The sequence below is a fragment of the Bacteroides intestinalis DSM 17393 genome, assembly GCF_000172175.1.
GTDB lineage: Bacteria > Bacteroidota > Bacteroidia > Bacteroidales > Bacteroidaceae > Bacteroides > Bacteroides intestinalis.
Genome location: NZ_ABJL02000008.1, coordinates 2451869 through 2476549, shown reverse-complemented (window position 1 = coordinate 2476549; position 24681 = coordinate 2451869). Strand labels below are relative to the sequence as shown.

General features: G+C 44.5%; 14 protein-coding genes. 3 read left to right on the top strand and 11 right to left on the bottom strand.

The genetic code is table 11. The features are described from left to right. Window positions 1-7 precede the first annotated feature (7 nt). Entirely contained in the window at window positions 8-3148 is a 3141-nt protein-coding gene (locus tag BACINT_RS19560; RefSeq protein WP_007666373.1) for a SusC/RagA family TonB-linked outer membrane protein, read from the bottom strand. 762 nt (window positions 3149-3910) lie between these two features. On the opposite strand from BACINT_RS19560, the gene BACINT_RS19555 reads away from it, so the two are divergent. Beyond that, entirely contained in the window at window positions 3911-8005 is a 4095-nt protein-coding gene (locus tag BACINT_RS19555) for a hybrid sensor histidine kinase/response regulator transcription factor (RefSeq protein ID WP_007666371.1), read from the top strand. 418 nt (window positions 8006-8423) lie between these two features. Here the strand turns inward: BACINT_RS19555 and BACINT_RS19550 are convergent, their stop codons facing one another. The 10 genes from BACINT_RS19550 to BACINT_RS19505 form a co-directional block, all read right to left on the bottom strand. Then, window positions 8424-10355 (bottom strand): transglycosylase domain-containing protein, encoded by a 1932-nt coding sequence (locus BACINT_RS19550; protein ID WP_007666369.1) that lies wholly within the window; start codon window positions 10353-10355, stop codon window positions 8424-8426. A 5-nt stretch (window positions 10356-10360) separates the two neighbouring features. Then, on the bottom strand, window positions 10361-11572 hold the full coding sequence (locus tag BACINT_RS19545) for a hypothetical protein (protein WP_007666361.1): 1212 nt from the start codon (window positions 11570-11572) through the stop codon (window positions 10361-10363). Between the two features lie 141 nt (window positions 11573-11713). Continuing rightward, complete coding sequence (locus tag BACINT_RS19540; RefSeq protein WP_007666357.1) at window positions 11714-12358, bottom strand: ATP-binding cassette domain-containing protein; 645 nt, start codon at window positions 12356-12358, stop codon at window positions 11714-11716. A gap of 12 nt (window positions 12359-12370) precedes the next feature. Continuing rightward, entirely contained in the window at window positions 12371-13927 is a 1557-nt protein-coding gene (locus BACINT_RS19535) for a DUF4836 family protein (protein ID WP_007666355.1), read from the bottom strand. A gap of 24 nt (window positions 13928-13951) precedes the next feature. Then, on the bottom strand, window positions 13952-14650 hold the full coding sequence (locus tag BACINT_RS19530) for a 16S rRNA (uracil(1498)-N(3))-methyltransferase (protein ID WP_007666344.1): 699 nt from the start codon (window positions 14648-14650) through the stop codon (window positions 13952-13954). Window positions 14651-14654: 4 nt separating this feature from the next. Continuing rightward, window positions 14655-15257: a bifunctional nuclease family protein gene (locus BACINT_RS19525; RefSeq protein ID WP_007666342.1), complete on the bottom strand. Its 603-nt coding sequence runs from the start codon at window positions 15255-15257 to the stop codon at window positions 14655-14657. A 42-nt stretch (window positions 15258-15299) separates the two neighbouring features. Next, window positions 15300-16559: a nucleoside permease gene (locus tag BACINT_RS19520; RefSeq protein ID WP_007666340.1), complete on the bottom strand. Its 1260-nt coding sequence runs from the start codon at window positions 16557-16559 to the stop codon at window positions 15300-15302. A gap of 351 nt (window positions 16560-16910) precedes the next feature. Further along, on the bottom strand, window positions 16911-18092 hold the full coding sequence (locus BACINT_RS19515; RefSeq protein ID WP_007666338.1) for a class I SAM-dependent rRNA methyltransferase: 1182 nt from the start codon (window positions 18090-18092) through the stop codon (window positions 16911-16913). A 56-nt stretch (window positions 18093-18148) separates the two neighbouring features. Then, entirely contained in the window at window positions 18149-18781 is a 633-nt protein-coding gene (locus BACINT_RS19510) for a 3'-5' exonuclease (RefSeq protein ID WP_007666336.1), read from the bottom strand. Between the two features lie 11 nt (window positions 18782-18792). After that, window positions 18793-19437, bottom strand: coding sequence for a DUF5063 domain-containing protein (locus BACINT_RS19505; protein ID WP_007666334.1), 645 nt, complete (start codon window positions 19435-19437; stop codon window positions 18793-18795). Window positions 19438-20343: 906 nt separating this feature from the next. Between BACINT_RS19505 and BACINT_RS19500 the strand changes: the two genes are divergently transcribed. Both BACINT_RS19500 and BACINT_RS19495 read left to right on the top strand, forming a co-directional pair. Then, the gene (locus tag BACINT_RS19500) at window positions 20344-22092 is read left to right on the top strand and encodes a DUF4091 domain-containing protein (protein WP_007666329.1); all 1749 of its coding nucleotides are present in this window, start codon (window positions 20344-20346) and stop codon (window positions 22090-22092) included. 74 nt (window positions 22093-22166) lie between these two features. Beyond that, the gene (locus tag BACINT_RS19495; RefSeq protein ID WP_007666327.1) at window positions 22167-24668 is read left to right on the top strand and encodes a DNA translocase FtsK; all 2502 of its coding nucleotides are present in this window, start codon (window positions 22167-22169) and stop codon (window positions 24666-24668) included. The last annotated feature ends 13 nt before the right edge of the window (window positions 24669-24681 follow it).

The window sequence follows — 24681 nt, the reverse complement described above, 5'->3', positions numbered from 1 at the left end:
TTTAGGATTAGAATGATGCGGTCAAACCAAAGGTGTAGATGCGGGGCGAAGGATAACGTCCGTAGTCGATACCATTATATAAGGTATTGCCCCACAGACTGCCCACTTCCGGGTCGTAGCCTTTGTATTTGGTCCAAGTATATACATTCTGCAGGTTGGCATACACCTTCAGGTTCTGGATGGGAGTCTTCCCCAGCCATTTCTTGGGGAATGTGTAGCCCAGAGAGATGTTCTGTATGCGCAGATAAGAACCGTCTTCTATGTAGCGGTCGCTCACGCGCCAGTTGAAGTTTTTGGCACTGGCTGTGTAGAGGCGGGGTGACAAAGGGTCACCACCCGTTACGTGGAAGTTACGGAAGTCATCCGGTCCGTTGGGATCAATCTTCTCTACGATGGCATAGCCGGTGGATTTCAACAGGTTGCTGTTGGCGCCCGACTGTTCCAGCCAGCGACGGTTGTAGTTCAGTACGTCGTTGCCGTAGCTGCCACTCAGGAATATGGTCAGGTCGAAGCCCTTCCAGGAGAAGGTGTTTCCTATGCCGTAGGTGAACTTAGGTTCGGGATTTCCGATAAATGTCTGGTCGTTGTTGTCTATTTTCCCGTCATTGTTAATGTCGGCAAAGATGTAATCGCCCAGCCACGTTTCTCCTTGGGCAATGCCTTGGTTGATGGGGCGTGCCACTTCCTTAACAGCTCCATTGGCATCTGTGTAGTAGAAGTCGGTAGGTTCGTCAAAACGTCCGATTACCTTATATCCCCAGAACTGTGCGATGGGTTTTCCTGCTACGGAGTTGGTTACGGTTTGTGTATCTGAACCCACTTGCAGGGAGTAGGGCAGGCTACCGGTTTCGGTATCCATTTCCACCACCTTGTTGCGGTTGAGTGAGAATACGAAGTTGCTTCTCCATTGGAAGTCCTTGGTGTCGATGTTCACGGTATTCAGGGTCAGTTCCACACCTTTGTTCTCAAGCGAGCCTATATTGCTCCAGGGATTGCTGGCAGCACCTTGACCGGACGAGCCCAAGAATGCGGGTAGAGCCACTTGCAGCAGCATATCCTTGGTTTTCTTGTAGTAGAAGTCGGCGATGAACTCAATGCGGTTGTCGAAGAGGTTCAGATCCAGACCTAGGTTGGTGGAATAGGTCGTTTCCCACTTCAGGTCGGGATTAGCGGTATTGCCGTTCAGTACACCGTTACCCCACGGGGTGTTCTTGGTGGCAAGCAGGGCGATATAGGCCCAGTCTTGCACGTTCTGGTTACCGGTAGTACCCCAACCCAAGCGGATTTTCAGGTTGTTGATGATCGGATTGTCCTTGAGGAACGTCTCGTTGCTTGCTTTCCATGCCAGGGCTGCAGAAGGGAACCATCCCCAGCGGTTGTTTTTGGCAAACTTGGAAGAACCGTCGCGTCGGATGGTGGCCGTTAGCAGGTAGCGGTCGGCAAACGAGTAGAAGGCGCGTCCGAAGTAGGAAAGGATGGAGCTGTTGTCCTGATAACCCGAACCGTCCACTTGTCCGCCTGCACTGGGGTCTTGGGCGGAATTGGACAGATAGCCTGTGGCACGGCTCTCCTGGGTCTCCCAATGGTTTTCGCTCATTTCCTGTCCCACCATAGCGTTGATGTTGTGCTTGTCGTTGAACGTGCGGTTGTAGGTCAGTATGTTGCGCCAGCTCCAGTATTTGGAATCATTCTTGGTCCAGCGACCCGTGCGGGTGTTGTTTACTTTCACACCGAAGGTGAAGTCCGGTTCATAATAGTAATACTTGTTCAGGTTGTAGTCGGTGGAGAGTTCTGTCTTCAGGGTCAGCCCTTTCAACAGCGTGGCTTCCAGATAGGTACTGAAACGGAAATTCTCTTTCTTGTTGTTGTTGGTGCGGATTTCGGCCAGTGCCACGGGGTTGTCGGGCATGTATTGGTCGTCCGGACCGTCATAGGACCCGTCTGCCGAAGTGACGGCGGTAGAAGGTTGCGATTGCAGGGCAGTCATGATAATGTTATTGTCGGCACCCACTTTTTGCTTGCTGTCCGACATGGAGAAGTTGATACCTCCCTTCAGCCAGCTCTTGATTTGAGCTTCCAGATTGCCTCGCAGGGAGAGACGTTTGAAGCCGGATCCCAAAGCGATACCCGCCTGATCCAAATAGCCTGCACTGAATGCGTAGGTCACTTTTTCCTGACCGCCTGTGATGGATATATTATGGCTGGTCATCAAGGCGTTGCGATACAGCTCGTCTTGCCAGTCGGTTCCTTCGCCCAGTAATTCAGGATTGACGAAATTGTTGCTATGAGCCACAATCTGTGCATCGGCACGCACGTTGTGGTGGGCGGCATATTCGCGTAAATTCATCATTTCCAGTTTCTTGGGCATGCTTTGCCAGCCTACATAGCCATCGTAGGTGATGGTAGCCTCACCGGCTTTGCCTCGTTTAGTAGTAATCATGATGACACCGTTAGAAGCTCGTGCACCATAGATGGCGGTGGCGGAAGCATCCTTCAGCACGTCCATGGAGACAATGTCCGAAGGGTTAATGCTGGACAACGGGTTGGAGGTTCCGTTGTCACTGCTTGAAGAGTCTACTATTACGCCATCTATCACAAAGATAGGTTGATTAGTGGCGTTCAGTGAGTTGATACCACGGATGCGGATGGCGGAGCTACCGCCCGGTGTACCTGTGTTTGCCTGAATCTGCACACCGGCAGCACGGCCTTGCAATACTTGGTCGATAGAAGTCGGAACCGACTTCTTGATGGCCTGGTCATTAACCGATACCACCGAACCTGTCAGGTCTGAACGTTTCATCTGTCCGTAACCTACCACTACGACTTCGTCCAGCATTTCAGCATCTTCTTTCAGGGTAACGTTGATTTGTGTCTTCCCGGCTACAGGAATTTCTTGAGTCTTGTAACCCACAAATGAAATTACGATGGTACTGTTGGATGGAACATTCAGCGTGAAGTTACCGTCAATGTCGGTAATAATACCGTTACTGGTGCCTTTCTGCACTACGCTCGCACCGATAACTGATTCTCCTGTGGCGTCCTTCACCACACCTTTCACAGTGATGTTCTGTGAAAATGCCCATAGAGGTATCAGGCATAATAAGAATAGAAGCCCCAAAGGCTTAAAACAATAATTTGTGCATTTCATAATGAAATTAATTTAGTTGGATAACAATAATATTCTCTTTCTTTATTAAAGATGTGAAGACGTGCATTTCATTTTTAAGTTTCCATATTTGTATTCAATTAGATTAAGTGATTAAACATTCCTTTTCGTTTGTGACAAAGATATTCTATAATATGAAGAAGCAGGCATTTTATTGTAGCCTGTGTTACATTTAAATGTAACATGACTTTTCCCTGTGTTACAAAATCATTTGCTGGTGTTACGTTCGGGCTTAATTGACACCCGAAAGATACATATTCAAGTGATAAATCCCATATTTTCTTGTTTTTTTCTTTCTGATGGTACTTATGAGTAAAATATGCAAATCAGGAGTTGAATTATGTTCGTTATTATACGGTTATGAGTTAAACCAATGCTTGAAATTTACTCTTCTATATTTACATCTGACCCGAGTCGTTATTTGAGGTACCCTCAGTCGTTATTTTAGGCAACCTCAGTCGTTATGTAAGGGTACCTCAGTCATTATGTGAGGGTACCTCAGTCGTTATGTGAGATGCAGTCCTCTTAAAATCCTGAAATACAGAGCACTACAACCTCACATTTTCATCTTTTTATTTAAAAATCAAGATTTTCGGACAAAAGTGAACGGTAATTTATCTTTAAACTTATAATTGACTACACGAAAGCAGTCGCCATCAACGGACTAAAAACTCATTTCTGGCGGAATATGAATTAATTCCGAAAGTTTTCACTATCTTTGTTTACCTTTAAGTATAGAATGCAATGAAAACAGCTCCTAACAAAGCCCCCCTTATAGTCTTATTGTTGTGCTTGGTTGTTCTGCCTTTGGCAGCGCAGACCGGTAAGTTTTATTCCACTAACAATGAATTATCCAGCAGTCTTATCAACCAGATCTTTCAGGATAAGCGTGGATTCATCTGGATAGCTACTGAGTACGGACTGAACCGTTTCGATGGGCTTCGGTTTTCTAACTATAAACATGTGTCCGGCGACTCCACTTCCATCAAAAACAATTATGTGCGCACGCTTTTTGAAGACAGTCGGCAGAATCTGCTGGTAGGCTGCATTGACGGGTTGATGAAGTATGATTCGGAAACAGATACTTTCCGGGAGATTCCAATGATACGTGCGGGCAAGCGGGTTTTTCCACACATCACGCAGATGCAGAAATTGCATAATGGTGAGATTTGGGTGGTAACTACCGGGCAGGGCATTTTCCGCTTGGACGAGGAGAAGCAGCAGGCGGAGTCCATTGACGCTATCATGAGGCAAGTGAATTATAACTTTCAGTCGAACTTATATGAAGACTCTCATTACAATATATGGATCGGTACGGAAGGACATGGATTGATCTGCTATCTGCCTGCTACGCAGGAAGTTCGTGTGTTCAGATACCCGGTGATTAATGATAACTATGTGTCGGCTATCGGTGAAGATAAGTACGGGAATTTGTTTATTGGCACTCAAAAGCATGGCTTGTCCCGTTATGAGCGTGAGCAGAACCGCTTTGTTCCTGTTCCCTATATGGGCGGTGAGGAACTGTCCATCTATTGTCTGACGTTAGTGGACGACCGTTTGCTGATCGGTACCGACGGTCAGGGACTGAAGACTTACAACCGGATGACCGGAAAGATAGAGGATTATAGTATCAATTCCGCGCCGCTGGATTTTTCGGAAGGAAAGATACACGCTATCATGGAAGACCGAGACAAGAACCTGTGGGTAGGATTATTTCAGAAGGGTATTGTACTGATGCCGAAGCAGGAAAATCCGTTTGAGTATTATGGCAATAAGTCCATTCATTATAATCCCATCGGACAAGGATGTGTAATGTCTATTTATCAGGACAGTAATCGTCATCTGTGGGTAGGGGCGGACAATGAAGGAATATTTGAACTGGATGCGGAAGGAAAGAGGCTGCGACATTATCAGCCCGGCAATGACCCGCGTTCGATGGCTAATACTATTATGTGTATGTACGAGGATACGAACGGAGATTTTTGGCTCGGCACGTACACCCGGGGATTGGCAAAACTAAACCGAAGAACCGGTGAGTGTGAGTACCCGCTGCCCGTTGACAACGAGAAGATATTCTCAATTACGGAAGATCGGCATAAGAATCTTTATATCGCTACTTTCGGTTCGGGTTTCTATCAGTATAATCTGGTGACGAAAGAGTTGAAACACTACGAGTCGTCTAAAGACGAAACGGGCGACCTGACGAGGAATGAATTGGCCAATGACTGGGTGAACTACATCTTTTGTGACAGTGAGGGAATGATCTGGCTGGGGCATTATAAAGGCATTAGTTGTTTCAATCCGGTTAATGAGAGTTTTATTAATTACCGGAAGGTGAACACCCTGGTTGAAGACCGGGTGGGCTATGTAGTGCAAGAAGACCATGCCGGAAATATCTGGGCAGGTACGACAGACGGTTTATATTGCTTCAACAAGAAGACTGATGAGCTTACTTGCTTTACGGTGGCGGATGGTTTGCCGAATAATGTAATCTGTGGAATTTGTGAGGACGAGGAGCACAATATGTGGATCAGCACCTATATGGGTATCTGCAAGTATGATGCTAAAACCGGCCGTTATATCAATTATTATGCGGGCGATGGTTTGCAGGGAAACGAGTTTACGCACGGTGCATTCTATAAGGACGAGGCTGGGAAAGTCTATTTCGGTGGAATCAATGGTATCACTTATTTTCAGCCTTCATCTATAGAGAGCGTGCTGAAAGATGCCAAGGTCTGGATTACGGATTTCTCTATCTTTAACCAGCCTGTACGGAAGAATACACGTTCGGGAAGACATACCGTTATTTATACATCTGTGCCGGATGCGAATATGTTCCAGTTGGCTCATTATGATAATACGTTCAGCATTGTGTTCTCTACGTTGCAATACAACAATCCGGAACAGATATCCTATCAGTATAAGATTGAAGAACTGAGTAACCAGTGGCTTAGCACTGAGCCGGGGGTGAACCGGGTGACGTATAATAATCTTCTGCCCGGCAAATATACTTTCCATGTGCGGGCGTTGAGTCATGGCAATCTTTCGGAGATACGTACTGTGAAGATACTGATTACTCCGCCCTGGTATGAGATGTGGTGGGCGTATTGTATTTATGCGTTCCTGTTCGGCTTGCTTGTATTGGGTATTGTGAATTATATCCTGTCGCGTATGCGCCATCGCCGTGAAATCATGAAGCGCGAACATGCCGAACAATTGAATGAAGCGAAGCTGCAGTTCTTCATCAATATCTCGCATGAGATACGTACTCCGATGACGCTGATTATTAATCCTCTGGAGAAATTGCTGGCTGAAAAGAAGGGAGGAGAAGTACAGAAGACTTACCTGATGATTTACCGGAATGCACAACGTATTCTTCGCCTGATAAACCAATTGATGGACATTCGTAAGCTGGATAAAGGACAGATGTTCATGAAATTCCGGGAGACGGATATGGTGGGTTTCATTGACGATGTGATGCTTACTTTCGACTATATGGCGCGGAAGAAGAAGATACATTTCAGTTTCGAACACGTCATGCCGCAGTTGAAGGTATGGGTGGATATGAATAACTTCGATAAGATACTGATGAATATATTCTCCAATGCCTTTAAGTACACACCGGAGCAAGGAGAGATTACGGTTACACTTTCTACCGGACGTGATTCCACCCGGCGTGATCCGCTGAAGGAGTACTTTGAAATAACTGTGACGGATAACGGCATCGGACTCGACCGGGAAAAGATAGAGCGTATCTTCGAACGGTTCTATCAGATAGATAATGATGTGACTAAATCGAACTTCGGTACGGGTATCGGTTTGCATTTGTCCCGTTCATTGGTGGAACTGCATCATGGCATCATCCTGGCAGAGAATCGGGAAGATGCTCCGGGTAGCCGTTTTATTATCCGTATACCGTTGGGCTCTGCCCATCTGCGTACGGACGAACTGGAAGATGTGGAAGCAGTCATCACCCCTCATACCGTGTGGGTTAAACCGGAGAAGACGGATTTAGAGGGAGCCTTTGAAGAAGAAGAGGACGAAGAAAGCAAGAAGGCGGGTAAGTCGAAAAATCGCATGCGCATATTGATAGTGGAGGATGAGGAAGAAATCCTCTCTTACCTGAAAGAAGAATTGGAAGGGGATTATCGGATTATGACCCGGAAGAATGGTAGGGAGGCTTATGATACGATCCTTGCAGATACTCCTGACTTGGTGATCAGCGATATCATGATGCCGGAAATGGATGGATTATCATTATGTCGGAAGATTAAGCAGAATACGAATGTCAATCATGTGCCTGTAATCTTGTTAACGGCTAAATCCAAGCCCGAGGATACCATGGAAGGTATGGCAACCGGTGCGGATGCTTATATGGTGAAGCCTTTCAATACGGAACTTCTGAAGAGTACGATTGCTAATCTGATTGCTAATCGTAAACTGCTGAAGAGCAAGTTCAGCGGTGCGCAGCAGCAGGAAGATAAGGTACAGAAGTTGAGTATGAAATCGGCAGATGAGATATTGATGAGTAAGATAATGAAGGTTATCAACGAGAATCTGTCCAATCCGGATCTCAATGTGGAAATGTTGGCGGCGAATGTGGGCTTAAGTCGTGTCCATGTGCACCGGAAACTGAAAGAACTGACAAATCTTTCGGCACGCGACTTTATTAAGAATATCCGCTTACAGCAGGCTGCTGCCTTGTTGAAAGAGAAGAAACTGACAGTATCCGAAGTAGCGTATGCTACGGGCTACACGAACTTGTCGCATTTTTCCAGTTCTTTCAAGGAAGTGCATGGCATGTCGCCTAAGGAGTATATGTTGGCGCATCAGGGATAAGTTTTAGGAATTTATTTAATATGGACGGGTTATGAACAAAATGTGATAAGGTGGTAGGGTGATAAAGTGATAGCGGGATAAGACTCTTTGATATATAGCGCAGCCACTTTATCACCCTATCACACCTTACCACCTTATCACTCTTTTTTTATTCCTTCCTTTTCCGATATGAGTTAGATGGTGATTCATTGTATATTTCATCAGTTGGTAATTATACTTACAAAAAACTTGTAAATTTCTTCCTTTCCTTCAGCTACTCCTCCGATTCGTTGAGTGAATGCCTTTCAGTCCCTGACTCATTGTACCCCCATCCTGAAGGTATCTGAGAGAGGGTGGGGAAAGTGACAAGACAAGAAAGAAAAGAGATAAAAATTGCATATAAAAAACATAGATTTATTCATTTTTGTACAGTTTTGCTTTATTGCCAACCTTCACTTACAAAACTTGATTTAGCCACTCCTTTTAGTACCACATTATTAATGTTTACCTGTGCCGCTTGTGCATCGGTAATCACTTCTTTCTTGGCCAGTCTTTCTGCAATCAGGCGGAAGTAACCTTCCTGACTCTCTTGCAGTTTGCCGCCTGTAGTAAATGAGTTTTTGAAGTGTTTCGGTTTAGGAACAATGGAAGCAAGAAAGATAGATTCCTCTATACTCAATTGTGAAGGACGCTTGGCGAAATAGAAATCAGCTGCTTCATGGATACCGTAAACCATAGGCCCCCATTCGGCTATATTCAGGTAAACTTCGTACATGCGGGCCTTTGGGGTGAGGTGTTCGGTTTCGATGAGCCAGACGATAAGCGCTTCTTCCAGTTTGCGGGCTATATTCTTATTGCGGTTCAGGAAGACATTCTTTACTAATTGCATGGAGATCGTGCTACCTCCGCGAGCAAATTTACGGACTTCCAGATCATGAATCAAAGCTTCGCGCATAGCGTCCGGCAGGAATCCCCGGTGATAGAAGAATGCTCCGTCTTCACTTTGCATAACAGACATTTGCAGCAAGGGAGAAATGCTGTCCAGTGGTGTAAAATGTTCCCATGACGGACCGACAGGGAACGTATATACCGGTTGTCCGTTTTCGTAAGCTGTATAGATAAACTCACCGGACATCTTACCCAAATCCGTCTTTCCATAATGAAGAATACGGAAATCTTTCTCCTTCAGTTCCGATTCAAACTTTAGGCTATCCAGTTGTGAGAAATCTACATCCAGTAGAAAATGATAAGCTAATTGTCCGGTAGTGCTGAGGTCTTCCAGATTCTCAAAAAGTCCTTTGGGCAGCGAACCGAACAGTTCTTCCGAAGTGAACCAGGGTTTACGAACGGAAACTGTAAAGTGCCACTCTTTTTGATTGGTCTTTTCTCCAACGCGTTCTGCCCTAAAATAAGGATGAAAGGTCAATGCATTGAAGCGTACAAGGCTGGCACTATCCAGTTCTACAGCCTGTGGACTGACATTAACATAGAAGTCCAGTTGACCGCGATCCAGATTGATGGTTTCGGGAGACAATCGTTTATGATATACTTGCAATCCCCGTACTTCCGACTGGCCGACCAAGCGAGTGATTCCGCCACTTACCTTTTCCTGTGAGAAATTACATGTCAGGCTGTCAAATTGTACTTCTGCACCAAATCGGCGGTTGATATAGGGAACAGTCAGTTGTGGAGCATGCAAAGTGGCATACAACCGTCTTTCCGAAGGATTAAATTCTCCTTCAGTATTCCATTGTTGATTTAAACTGTCTTCCTGAACTGTTATTTCGGACAGGAAATGGTAGTCGTCAATAACGAAACGGGGAATGCGGAAACTGACAAAGTTATGATCTTTCCGTTCAGTGATAGTAAGGTGGGTGAGTTCTCCATTGCCGGGTAATAATCCGAAAAGGAGGTTTAATGTTGTATTGATGCGACGGGTATAATCGGTACTGGAACTTTGTTCACTGGGAGAGGTGGGCTCGGCAGAAGTACGGAAAAGAAAATCGTAATTAGCTATGGAGTCCTTTTTAATGAAATTGAGTGAGAGGCCGTCGAGCCGGACTTCTTTAATCTTGATATCTCCCCACATCAGTTTCCAAAGGCCGATACGAACATTGAGGGATTGCAGGGCAAACAGTGTATCTCTTTCCTGCGGAACTACGCTCAGTCCGTCGATAGCGATTGTGTTCAGGCCCTTCATATGGAGTTCTCTGTAGCTGATATCCAGCCCATAACGCTGTTCCAGTAGGGTAATACGTTGATCTGCGATGTGACGCAGTAGGCTTCCCCGAAAGATAAAAATTCCTGCTGATAAAAGAAATAGCAGCATGAGACATGCTACTATTATTCTTTTTACTTTTCGTTTTATCATACTCTTTACTTTTCTTTACTTCCTTTCCAGATAGAGAGTACTTTCCTTCGTATCAGAAGAATATTCAAGGCAGATACTGCTATAAATAAGATACTTCCAGCCAAAATACAGGGTAGGAGAGACCCGGTTTCCAATTGTGGAATGAGAGTTTGCAGGACGCCTGTATAGTAAGATCTTAACCAGGCCACACCGCCTATGGCAAGGATCAGTACCAGCAAATTCAATCCTACGGTCAATACGTGATAAGGTAATGCGACTTTAGAAGGACTGTAACCTATTAATAACAGGTTCTCCAACTTTGCCGTATTCTTTTGAAGCAGCAGGAATACGCTTAACATCAGGATATAGAAAGAGAGGATGCTGATGAACAGTCCCACGCCGGAAACAATACCTGTGATAAGGCGGAGGAAATAAGTGGTCTTTCCGGCATCCAGATTGTCCCCTTCGGTCTCATAGTTCTTCAGTTGAAAATAGTCGGTGATGGTTGTGTCCGTAGGGTTCTTTACTTCTACGATCAGGCGGGAAGGCTGTGCTTCTCTTTCGGATGCGAAAGCCTGATTGGCCCATTCCATAAACGATTGTGGAACAAGGATAGTGTTCAAGCGGTTGGAGAAACCGACAATATTCCCTTTGTATTGTTCTACACGTCCGTTGCCATGCAGCACAATGTCCATTTGTATCAGTCCCATTACACCTTCCGACAACTTCGGCAGGTTGCGGCTCTGTGCGAAACCGAAGTTATAAAGGTTCAGGTAGTTACGGGGAATGATAATAGGTATGGTTTGTGTACCTTCGTCAAAGTGCCATTTGTCCAAGCTGACATCTACAAACTCATCGGGAACAGATTCAAAAAACATATCCGTAGAGATGCGGATACCGGCTTGCTCCATTCCCAGCCCTGCTGATACTTTGAAAAGGGTAGGTGTAAAAGCGCCTACACTACGTGTGAAGGGTTGTGCTTCCAGTTCCTTAATTTCATCTTTGGAGAAAGTATTGCTTTGTCCGGTAATACTGCCGAGGGTGCTGATCTTTTTGGTAGCGATGATATAATCCTTCTTCATGAAACTATCTCCCTGCGTGAAGACGGGAAGGACATCTTTATAAAATTGCACGCTCAACAATACAATCAGCATCCCAAAGATATTGGCGAGGAAAAAGCCGGTCAGTTGTCCGATACTGATGTGTTGGCGGAGAAGTTTCCAAACAAGTTTGTTCATTGAAGTTCTATGTTCTTTTATTAGTGATTAGCGTTTAGTGATAGGTGATTAGTGATTAGGGTTTAGTGATAAGTGATTAGTAGGCTGTGCTATCATTCCGCATGGTGCTAATCACTTATCACTAAACCCTAATCACTAATTTTATAGTTTCATCACTTTATTATATTCTAACTCTATATGTTTTCCAATGGAAGTAACAACCACTCCCGCACCTTGCTGTTCGGCCTCTTTGGTCAGTATACGTCCCATGAGTGTACCGTTATCATCATCCAGGTGGCTGATAGGCTCATCCAGAAAAATGAAATCGAACGGTTGGCAGAGAGCACGAATAAAAGCTACGCGTTGCTGTTGTCCGAAAGATAACTTTCCAGCCTTTTCATTTACTTTGTCAGTGATACCGAGCGTTTCAAAAAGAGCAAGGATTTCTTTTTTCTTCTTATAGTTAGTAAGCCGGTTCTTCAACTGTACATTCTCCAGTGCGGTCAGTTCAGGGAAGATACGTAGCTCCTGAAACAGCATGCTCAATGAATGTTTTCGCAATTCCACCCATTCATGAATGGAGAGCGAACGGATATTTCGTTCATCGAAGTTAATGATACCCTGATAGTCGCGGCGATATCCGTAGATATAGCTGCATAGAGAGGATTTACCTGTGCCCGAAGCAGCTTCAATCAGATACCGCTCTCCTTTTTGTAGCACAAGGTCTTGATGCCATACGTCGGATGAAATGGCATCCCGGTCGGCAAACACTTGGGGAAGTGTTTGCCGCAGATGAATGATTTCCATTATTTATCGAGATTAGATGCCTGCAAACTCTTTGATGAAGTTTACAATCTGTTTCAATGCATTTACGTTTTTGTCTTTCAGTTGAATAACCATATCTGCATTATTATTGGGGTCCCCAACAGCCTCTACATAAGCTATCTTGTCAACCAAAGCAAAAGCTGTTGCATATTGTGTGCCGCCATATTCCGATAACATCTTCACAATTGGCAAAGCAAGAATTGCTTCAGCATTAATGACGAAAGCACTGTTCTTACCTTTGATGTTGGATGCAAATTCGGTATCCTTAATGGATGGATTAACGGCTTTATCTATGCTCTTGTACAACATTTCGTCATTCGTAGCATACAAACTATTGTTGCGAACTCCGAAGAACAGGTTCAGTTCCTTTGATTTATATACATATTCGTTTTCTCCCAGTTTCAGGATGTCGTCTCCTCTTTTTAAGCCCAGTTCGCTTTTTTTCTCATACAATAACTGTACGGGGGCAGCACTCTTTACACTGGCGTACATCAGGAAAGTAGGAGCGTTATTCATAGTGAAGTTTATCAGCCCCATTGCAATATCTTTCTGGAATGTGCCGAACAACTCTTTTACTTCATTAGCCTTGGCTATGGAGAAATTCTTCTGGAACTGCTCATTTTCCAACAACATGTTATAGAACTCTTCTCCATTGATACCCATGCTGAGATACATCAGGGTGGATTTCGGGAAGTATTTCAAGAAAGTGTTTTCTATGGGGCAGGTTGCCTTCTTTTGCTTGTCGAACAAAGCTTGCAGTTCCGGGTTTTCTGTGAAGCTCTCATACTTCATGCTTACCTTACCTTTATCAAAGGAAAGGCTTCCCAACATTTTCATGTCTTTCAGGTCAATGTTGTAGGGCATATCGCTTGCTTTGATCATATTGGCATAAGGGCCCAGCAGGCTTGCCGGAGAGAACATAGTGCTGATATCTCCTCCCATCTTCTGCATCTTTTTGAAGATAGTAGTTGAAACAATGCTGTTTTCATTCGTCTGTTTCAGCAAGGCAGGAATATTCTCTTTGATTTTCTCAAGCTGGGTAGTGCCGCTATAATTGGTCAGCATAAGCACTGAAGGAGTATATGCTATGAGTACCTGATTCCCCATTTGTGTGAACTGAAAACCGTCACCGTTTGCCAGAGGCTGACAGACTTTTTCTTTCTCCAATGTTTCCAGCAGTGCATGCAGGTCGTCTTCACTGCTGACTTTGGCAACGATAGTAGTAGGGAATGTTTCCGTGGTGAAGATATACAAAGGTTCCGATACATCGATTCCCGATTTCTTCGGATCTTTCATTATCATTTCCATTTGCTGGAATGTTGCAGCGTTCATGCCGCTCTTCAAAGCATTCGTCAGCTTTTCCTGTACTTCTTTGTTCTCCTTGTCATTGAGGCCTGCTTTGTCAGCCAATGATTTCAGGTTGATGCTGACTACCGTATGAGCATTGGCAGGAATCACATCGGTGTATTCTTGCTTCTTCTGGGAACATGCGCTGACAAGAGCGACCACTACAGCCATCAACGCCAAACGGGGAAACAAACTTTTCTTCATATAACTATTATTTAAGTGTGATTATCATTGATTTTGTAAGTTCAGAATGTGGCAGGCCACTAGAGCTGCCGTTTCTGTACGCAGTCTCGACTTTCCCAGACTAATGGGAGTAAAGCCGTTTTCTATTGCCTTTTGCACTTCTTCTTCACTGAAATCCCCTTCCGGACCGATTAATACCAGTGCATCTTCTCCTTTGCGGAGCACATCTTTCAATAGCGGCTTTTCTCCTTCGTAACAGTGAGCTATGAACTTCTGTCCTTTGAAAGGCTGCGCGATGAACTTGTTGAAATCCGTCATTTCATTCAGTTGTGGCAAACGGGCTTTAAGGGATTGTTTGATGGCTGACACCAGTATTTTACTGATACGTTCGATCTTGATAACTTTCCGTTCCGAGAAGCGGCAGTTCAGGAAAGTCAGTTCATCGAAGCCTATTTCAGTGGCTTTTTCAGCAAACCATTCTGTGCGATCCATATTCTTGGTCGGGGCCATGGCAATGTGCAGATGTCCGTTCCATAAAGGTTCCTGGTAAATGGTCTCCAGAATGTTTACCATGCAACGCTTGTTGGTAGCAGCACTGATTTCTGCACGATAGAAATAGCCTTTGCCATCGGTCAATGTAATCTGATCGCCAATATTGAGGCGTAGTACGCGGATGCAGTGTTGGGCTTCTTCTTCGGGAAGTTCGGCACGGGTTTGTATGTCGGGTGTATAGAATACATGCATAAGTCTATTGCTGTTCTTTTCGTTTGGTAATTTCGTCCCTGATGTGGGCTGCTCGTTCGTAATTCTCGTTGGCTATGGCTTCTTGCAATGCCTTTTGTAGCATCTCCATCGTATCTCCGTGGAAGAATTCATCATCATGTGGGGAAGGGTTTTCGCCCATAGGAGCTACACTGCCAGTTTCGTTCTCTTTTCCGGTTTTGAGTTGTTCCGCTTCCAGAATCTCCTCGTAAATAAAGATGGGGGCTTTCATCCGTAAAGCCATAGCAACCGCATCGGATGTGCGGGCATCCATGCGAATGATCGCATCGTCTGCTTTCAGGTAGATATAAGAATAGAATACACCATTGTCTACCCTGTAGATAAGAGCACGCATCATATTCACTCCCAATACTTCCAGACACGAAGCGAAAAGGTTATGAGTCAAGGGGCGTGGTGGAATAATCCCTTTCAGGCTGATTAGCATTGCCTGCGCTTCCGCCGCACCAATGATAACCGGTAATTGGCGGGTGCCCTCCACTTCTCCCAATACCAAAGCGTAAGCTCCTGCTTGTTCCTGACTATTGGAAATGTTTAGTACTTCTAGTTCTATTTTCTTCTTTTTATCCATAATATTTTTCCGAGTGGCTGGCAGCTACCAGCCACTTGCTACTTACTGCTTTTTATTTGCTGCTTCTTCCGGCTGGTGTTTGTACTTGAATACCAAGGCAAACAAAATACCGATAACCAATGCATAAGCAGCAAAGATCAACCAAATTTGAGGCCACTCTCGGCTCACCAGTCTGCCGTCGGCATATACCGAGAAGGCATCTACTACGGCACCGCTGGCGTATCCTCCAATAATGGCGCCCAAGCCGTTTGTCATCATAAAGAATAATCCCTGGGCACTGGCGCGGATATTGGAACTGGTTTCCTGTTCAACAAACAACGAACCTGAAATGTTGAAGAAATCGAATGCCATGCCATACACAATCATGGATAGGATTAACATCCACAGTCCGGAGCCCGGATCACCGAACCCGAACAATCCGAATCGGAATACCCATGCAAACATACTGATTAGCATGACCTGTTTAATTCCGAAATGTCTCAGGAAGAAAGGTATGGCGAGAATAAATAATGTTTCGGACATCTGCGAGATGGATAGCAGGATAACCGAATGCTTCACACCGAAAGACTCTGCATATTCCGGAATACTGGCAAAACTACCTAAGAAAAGATCGCCATACGTGTTGGTAATCTGCAACGCTGCTCCCAGAAGCATGGAGAACAAGAAGAAAATAGCCATTTTCTTTCTTTTGAATAGTACGAATGCATCCAGTCCTAAAGAAGAAATCAGTGATTTCTTTCCGGTCTTGGCAGGTTTACATGCTGGCAGGGTGAAAGAGTACAGACCCAGCATTAATGCGGATGCACCACCTACATAGAGTTGGGCGCTTGAGTTCTTGAATCCGGTAAGGTCCACCGCCCACATTGCACAAATGAAACCGATAGTGCCCCATACGCGAATGGGTGGGAAATCCTTGATAAGGTCACACTTATATTGTTCAAGCGAATTGTACGAAACTGTATTGGCCAGTGATAAAGTAGGCATATATACCAATAAATTGAGTAGCATTGCCCAATACATCTGGTCATATCCCGTAGCCGTGGAAGCATAGAAAAGACAGGCAGCCCCTGCAATGTGGCAAAGTCCGTATAAGCGTTCTGCATTAAACCATTTATCGGCAATGATACCAATGATGCCAGGCATAATCAGAGAGGCGATACCCATGGTTGCGAAGATTGCACCGATTTGGCCTCCTTCGAAGTGGAGTTCTCTGCCCATGTAACCTCCTAATGAAATTAACCATGACCCCCATACGAAGAATTGCAGGAAGTTCATGATAATCAAACGAACTTTTATACTCATGACTTTTCTAATTTGTGTGTTTCCTTTTCACATTAAATAATAGATGCAAATATAATATTTTCGTTGATTGCGTGAGCAAGTTAATTGATAAAAAGCACATAAAAGTGAAGAATGGTGAAGAATAGATGGTAAAAAGTGAAGTAGGCAAGTGTATATAAAAAAAGAAGGCTATCTATCCCAGACAGCCAATCTTTATTAACCTTAAATCTAATACCATGAAAAACACAGTGCAAATGTAGAGGTTTTATGTTATACAACATAACGTTTTAGTGATTTTCTTCTTTGGTTTAACATCTTTTAGAATATAAGGAGTGCTTTCCCCCTTTATAAGGACCAAAGTACATGCACTATTTATTCTACATACAACACTAATCCTTTCAGATATTCCCCCTCGGGATGATATATACTTACCGGATGGTCGGCGGGTTGCGTCAGTTGATGCAGGATGCGAACGCTGCGACCGGACATTGCAGCTGCTGTGAAGACTGCCGTGCGGAAGTTTTCTTTGCTGACTGCTTGCGAGCAGGAAAAAGTAAATAGAATACCGCCTGGTTTGATCTTCTCGAAAGCTTTTACATTCAGTTTGCGGTAACCTTGCAGGGCATTGCGCAAAGCATCGCGGTGTTTGGCAAATGCAGGCGGGTCCAGAACAATCAAGTCGTATTGGTCACCCATACGATCCAGATATTTGAAGGCATCTTCGGCAAAAGCTGCATGGCGGGCATCACCGGGGAAATTCAATTCTATATTCTTATTTGTGAGGTCAATTGCTTTGGCTGAACTGTCTACGGAATGTACCAGTTTGGCATTTCCACGCATACCATAAACAGAGAAGCCACCGGTATAACAGAACATGTTTAATATGGAACGTCCATTTGCATAACGTTCCAGCAAGGAGCGGTTTTCACGTTGGTCAACGAAAAAACCTGTCTTTTGTCCTTTCAACCAGTCAATATGGAATTTCAGTCCATATTCCATAGCTACATTATCAGTGCTGCCTCCTTTCAAGAAACCGTTTTCAGGGTAAAGATCAGCCTTGAAGGGAAGAGTCGTTTCTGATTTATAATAGATATTCTCTATTTTATCACCCATTACTTCACTGAGAGCATTGGCTATTTCCATACGGTCGAGATGCATACCGGCAGAGTGTGCCTGCATCACGGCGGTGCGGGCATAAATATCAATGATTAGTCCGGGGAGATTATCACCTTCTCCATGTACCAGTCTGTAAGTATTATTAGTTGGGTTCTCTGCAATACCAATGCTGCGGCGCATCTCATAAGCAATACTGAGTTTGCGTTTCCAGAAATCGAAATCGATAGCCTCATCCTGATGGAAAGAGAGTACGCGTACGGCAATGCTGCCAATCTGGAAATGTCCTTTGGCAATGAATTCCTTCTTGGAAGTATAAATTTCTACTACTTCGCCTTCTTCGGGTTCACCGTCGAAATGAGCGATAGCACCCGAAAACACCCAGGGATGAAAACGTTTTAATGACTCTTCTTTGCCAGATTTGAGATATACTTTGTACATGCTGTTATAGTGATTAACGATTAGCTGTTAGTGATGAGTGAGTAGTATCACACTGATTATTGGGTTATAATTTCCTCTGTTTCGTCCGGTGCCAACTCATAGTCACCGCTGATTTTTAATTCTTGCAGTCGGTTATAGATGTTGAGGCATGCCCATGCATCGGTAGCCGCATACTGTTTCTGAGGTTCGGTCAGGTGTTCAGCTTCCCAGTTGGAAAGACGTTGCGATTTGGAAATCTTTTCACCGAACAGGATACCATAGATTTTCTGCAGGCTCTTGTCCTGTATGCCGAACATACGGACATATTCTTGCAATTCGATGCAGGCGCGTTGTTCAAAGGGAGCACGTTTGTGCAGCATCATAAAGTCGTCTCGCAGCGAGAGCCCGACTTTGGTGACCGATGGGCTTTCCAGCAATGAAATAATAGGAAGCGTCAGGCCGGTCAGGTTCAGGCGGAAGAGGAAGCAATCTTTTTCAGAGGATACCTGTAGCAGTGCCACCTTGTGTGATTGCCCTTTGGTGAACGACGGGCGGGTTTCGCTGTCAATTCCCAGCAAAGGATATTGCTTCAGGTAAGTAACTGCCTTTTCTGCTTCCCAGGGGGTTTGTACCATATGTATTTGTCCTGGAAAGAGAACTTTGGGCATTTCTTTGATAGCTTCCTTATTGATTGTTTTTTTAATAACCATAATTAATTTCTTTATTCGTGATGATGATGGCCGTGGCAATGGCAATCATCATCGTCGCAATCGCAATGACCATGATCGTGGCCATGACAACCGCATTCTTCTTCATCAAAATCTTCTTCAATTGTGTCTTCTTCTTCGGCGGCATGGTTGTATTTCACGTCGTGTAGTGCACGTAGAGTGTTCACCAACGTTTGTCCCCAGTACTCTTTGAACTGCTCTTGGCAGATGGCGAGAGAGTCGTTCATCGTTTTATTCAATCCCAGTTGGAAGACGAAAATGAAATCTTTGATGGCCTGGTAAATATCCGCCAGGTCTTCGGAAATATTCTTCTTGATGGGTTGGTCGCTATAAACCATATCTTGTATGAATACATCCAGATAATCATCTTTTTCGGCAAGAATACCGGCAAGGTTGATGCGAAGCACTTCATACGTTTCCTCCGTCACATAGCTTTCGGGGGCCTCATCGCCTATTATTTCCGTTTCGGGTAGCATGGCAGTCTTGAGGTAAAGTAGCGGAAGTATCTTTAATGAGGTATCGACAAATGTATCGCGTTTCATCGTCTCCGCCTGTTCTAGGAACTTACAGAACTCGGCAGCTACGGTGACGAACTCCACCACGTTGCGGTCGAATATCACTTGGCTTTCTTTTTTCATAATCTACTTGATTTTGAAACGCAAAGATAGTGCAAACCGAGTGCAGTAGCAAATTTATTTGCATTTTACTAAGCAATAGTTCGTTAAACATTTCATTCACATTTATGCTGCCTTCACTGCCACCGTTGCCTTCACCGCCACCTACGACGCCATTATTCTACCCGCCAGCTACAATTCTGGAGTCTTGACGGTAGATTTCGAGAATATAGACCCGAAACGATCTTGGAATAGAATCCGGTAGATAAGCTGCGGTCACGGTGGAATAATACGTCCGTGCCGTCTTTTTCTTATTAATGATGTACGGGCGCATACGCACTCGGAGGCGCGAATTTCCTTACTTTTTCTTTAAGCTGTGTTACACACATAAACAGAAAAACTTCATGTTTTAGATGGAAGTAGTAGAATATACAGTTATAACCGTTAACTTTACTTTCAAATCTGATTTTAAATAAATTATTAACTTAAGAAAAGAATTTAGCTAGGAAAAGTACATTCAGATAGGTGCATCGCCTGATTCAGATAGGTGCGCAAGCCAACGCAGCTATAAGCGTTACCCGATGCAGATAAGTGCGCAAGCTAACGCAGCTATAAGCATCTGGTTTGTGTACATTTCCATCTGTCAAGACTTTGGAGTGTGTATTATCCTGTTGATGCAGCATCTCCTAAAGAACAGTTCCATAAGATTTCGCTACTTATTAATAGTCTGTTTGAATGTTTCCAATTTTAAGTTTTCCGCATAACTTTTATCTGTAAACTACTTCTCTTCATTTATTTTCTGCCGTCTTTATTCTTATATTTGTTAAAATATTGTCTTACTCTTTCTTTTTAAAAACATCGCTCTTTCCTTGTTTTCGCATTGCCTTTTCTTTATTTTTGCTTTCCAAACCCCTAATTTGTAGTTAACCTATGACAAAACTCTTATTCCTGGGAACTCTCCTGTTCTCTACGGTATGCCTGAATGCTCAAGATACGGAATCTTATCAGGAGGTTCCCAATCCAGTAGCCGTCAATCCGGTTTTATGGTCTGAAGTGAAAGTCCCGCAAGTCAGTTGGGGAAGTACGGACATACGGTATAAGAAGGAAGAACCTGCCGCTATTTCCGGAATAAAGAAAAATATTAATCTCACAGCTTGGAAAGGTGAAAAAGTATCTGCCCAACTGGTAGTGTGGACTCCTGAAACATTAAACAATCTGACTTTCACTGTCAGTGATCTGACTTCCGGCTCCGAAACCATTAGTAAAGACGATATTCGCACTAGTTTTGTACGCTATGTTATGACCGATGAACTGAACAAGGATGGATTGGGGGCATGTGGCTATCGCAACAGTGCCGACTTTGACTCTACTCTGGTGGCGGATGTACTTGATCATCTTACCCCTTCCCTGGTGATTCCTGCCAACTCTGCCCAAGGAGGTTGGATCAGTGTTCGAGTGCCGCAGTATGCTAAAGCCGGAAAATATACGGGAACGGTTACCGTGCGAAACGGAGATACTGCTTTGTCTGAATTGAAACTGACTGTTAATGTAAAGAACCGTATCCTTCCTGTTCCTTCCGAATGGGCTTTCCATCTGGACCTATGGCAGAATCCCTATGCTGTGGCGCGCTATTATGGGGTGGAACCATTCAGTGACAAACATTTTGAACTGATGCGCCCGTTGATGAAGTTGTATGCCGATGCAGGCGGGAAAGTGATTACCGCTTCCATTATGCACAAGCCTTGGAACGGGCAGACGTATGATGCTTTCGAGAGCATGGTCACCTGGCTGAAGAAAGCCGACGGTACCTGGTATTTTGATTATATGGTGTTCGATAAATGGGTGGAGTTTATGATGAGCACAGGTGTCAGGAAGCAAATCAGTTGTTTCTCTATGGTACCTTGGCGACTTTCTTTTCAGTACTTTGACCAGGCGAGCAATTCATTCAAATATTTGAATGCCAAGCCGGGAGAAGCTGCTTACGAAGAGTTCTGGATAACGATGCTGAAATCGTTTGCCCAACATCTGAAGGAAAAAGGATGGTTTGAGATTACTCATATCGCTATGGATGAACGCCTCATGAAAGACATGCAGGAAACATTAAAAGTGATCCGCAAAGCCGATAAGGATTTTAAGGTTTCACTGGCCGGAACTTATCACCCTGAATTGGTGGATGAACTGGATGATTATTGCATTACGATTGCCGAGAGATTCCCGCCTGAAACGATTGATTCACGCCGTGAAGCCGGAAAAGTAACCACTTATTATACCTGCTGTTCGGAACCTCGTCCGAACACCTTTACTTTTAGCCCACCTGCCGAAGCCGAATGGCTGGCATGGCATAGCGCTAAAGAAAATCTGGATGGTTATTTGCGTTGGGCATTGAATAGCTGGGTGAAAAATCCGTTGCAGGATAGCCGTTTTACCGCGTGGGCGGCAGGGGATACTTATCTGATCTATCCCGGTGCTCGTTCATCCATCCGCATGGAGCGTCTGGTCGAGGGTGTGCAAGCTTTTGAAAAAGTGCGTATTCTGAAAGAAGAATTTAAGAAGAAAGGTAATAAAGGTGCTATTAAGAATATTGAGAAAATATTGCAAATGTTCGACGAGCGGAGTTTGGGAGAAATTCCGGCAGCTACTGCTGTAAACAAAGCCAAAGAGGTAATCAACAGATATTGATAGGTATCTGGTGGAAGGATTGAATATTTTTGTTACTTTTGCACCAATCTATCATTTACTAAGGAATTATATTCATGGCTAAGAAAAATTCAATTAAAGATACGGAACAGACTCTTTCCTTGTTTGGTAAAATAAGGGCAATCTTTAAAAACGAAACCATTCACTTTGTTATCGGCTTGGTACTGGTCATCTTTTCAGTATACTTGCTATTAGCCTTTTCTTCGTTCTTCTTTACGGGAGCGGCGGATCAAAGTATTATTGACTCGGGCAGTGCGCAGGAACTGGCTTCTACCAATAATGGAGTGAAGAACTATGCCGGTTCGCGTGGTGCACAGTTGGCAAGCTATCTCATTAACGACTGCTTCGGCATATCGTCTTTCTTCATTCTTGTGTTTCTCGCAGTGGCGGGACTGAAGTTGATGCGTGTGCGTGTGGTTCGGCTTTGGAAGTGGTTTATCGGATGCTCGCTATTGCTCGTCTGGTTTTCTGTCTTCTTTGGATTCGCTTTTGTGGAGCAATACAAGGATTCTTTCTTATATCTGGGCGGTATGCATGGATATAATGTCAGCAATTGGCTGGTGTCGCAAGTGGGCGTGCCGGGCGTTTGGATGATTTTGTTGGTGACTGCTATCTGTTTCCTTATCTATATCAGTGCACGTACCGTGATCTGGTTGCGGAGGCTGTTTAGCCTCAGTTTCTTGAAGCGCAAACAGAAGGAAGAAGAAGAGAAAGGTGAAACACCGGAAGAGTTTACAGACTCTTGGACGGCGAAAGGAAAGAAGAAACCTGCTTCTGCTCCTGATGTGGCGGAGGCTGATACGAAAGAAGAAGAAACTCCCATTGAAGTTCCTGAGCCGGTAATGGAACCGGAAAATGAAATAACACTGGATTTAGGTGGTATTACAGAACCTCAACCTGCCAAGCCGTCGGGGGAAGAAGTTTCTATGATTATTGAAACCCCGGTCTCCGATCCTGCTCCTTCTCTTCATGAGAAACCTGCAGCGGTAGAACCTACTTTTGAAATAGAAGCTGCAGAGGATGACGACGAATATAAAGGTTCGGAAAAGGAACCTTATAATCCTCGTCTCGATCTGGAAAATTATCGCTATCCTACTGTCGACTTGATGAAGCATTACGATAATGCCGAGCCAACTATTGACATGGCGGAACAGAATGCCAATAAGGACAAGATTATAAATACGTTGCGTAGTTTTGGTATTGAAATCAGTACGATCAAGGCAACGGTGGGGCCTACGGTGACGCTGTATGAAATCACTCCCGAACAAGGCGTGCGTATCTCTAAGATTCGCGGTCTGGAAGATGATATCGCTCTTAGCCTTTCGGCATTGGGTATTCGTATCATTGCACCGATTCCGGGAAAAGGAACGATTGGTATTGAAGTGCCGAACTCTAATCCGAAAATCGTTTCCGGACAGAGTATTATCGGCAGTAAAAAGTTCCAGGAGTCTACTTATGACTTGCCAGTTGCCTTGGGTAAGACGATTACCAATGAAGTGTTCATGGTAGACCTCTGTAAAATGCCGCATATGCTGGTAGCCGGTGCCACAGGTCAAGGTAAGTCTGTCGGACTGAATGCCATTATCACTTCTTTGCTTTATAAAAAGCATCCGGCTGAACTGAAGTTTGTGTTGGTAGACCCGAAGAAGGTAGAATTCAGTATCTATTCGGTGATTGAACATCATTTCCTTGCCAAGCTGCCCGATGGAGAAGATGCTATTATTACAGACGTAACCAAGGTAGTGCAAACGTTGAATTCTATCTGTATAGAGATGGATACACGTTACGACTTATTGAAAGCTGCACATGTGCGTAATATCAAGGAATATAATGAGAAGTTTATCAATCGCCAGTTGAATCCGGAAAAGGGGCATAAATTCATGCCTTATATAGTAGTGGTGATCGATGAGTTCGGTGACTTGATAATGACGGCAGGTAAAGAGGTTGAATTGCCTATTGCCCGTATTGCCCAGTTGGCGCGTGCGGTGGGTATCCACATGATTATCGCTACACAGCGTCCGACAACAAATATCATTACCGGTACAATCAAGGCGAACTTCCCGGCGCGTATTGCTTTCCGCGTATCTGCCATGATAGACTCGCGTACTATTCTCGACCGTCCGGGAGCTAACCAGCTGATCGGACGCGGTGATATGTTGTTCCTGCAGGGTGCCGATCCCGTGCGTGTGCAATGTGCCTTTATCGATACACCGGAAGTGGCGGAAATCACGAAGTTCATTGCCAAGCAACAAGGATATCCTACTGCATTCTACTTGCCCGAATATGTCAGTGAAGATGGCGGAGGTGATCTGGGAGATGTGGATATGGGACGTTTGGATCCGTTGTTCGAAGATGCTGCCCGCCTGATTGTCATCCATCAGCAAGGTTCTACTTCATTGATCCAACGTAAGTTTGCTATCGGTTATAATCGTGCAGGACGCTTGATGGATCAATTGGAAAAAGCCGGAATTGTGGGACCTGCACAAGGCAGTAAAGCGCGTGAGGTGCTTTGTGTCGATGAAAATGACCTGCAAATGCGTTTGAACAATTTACTGTAAATCGTGTTAAACT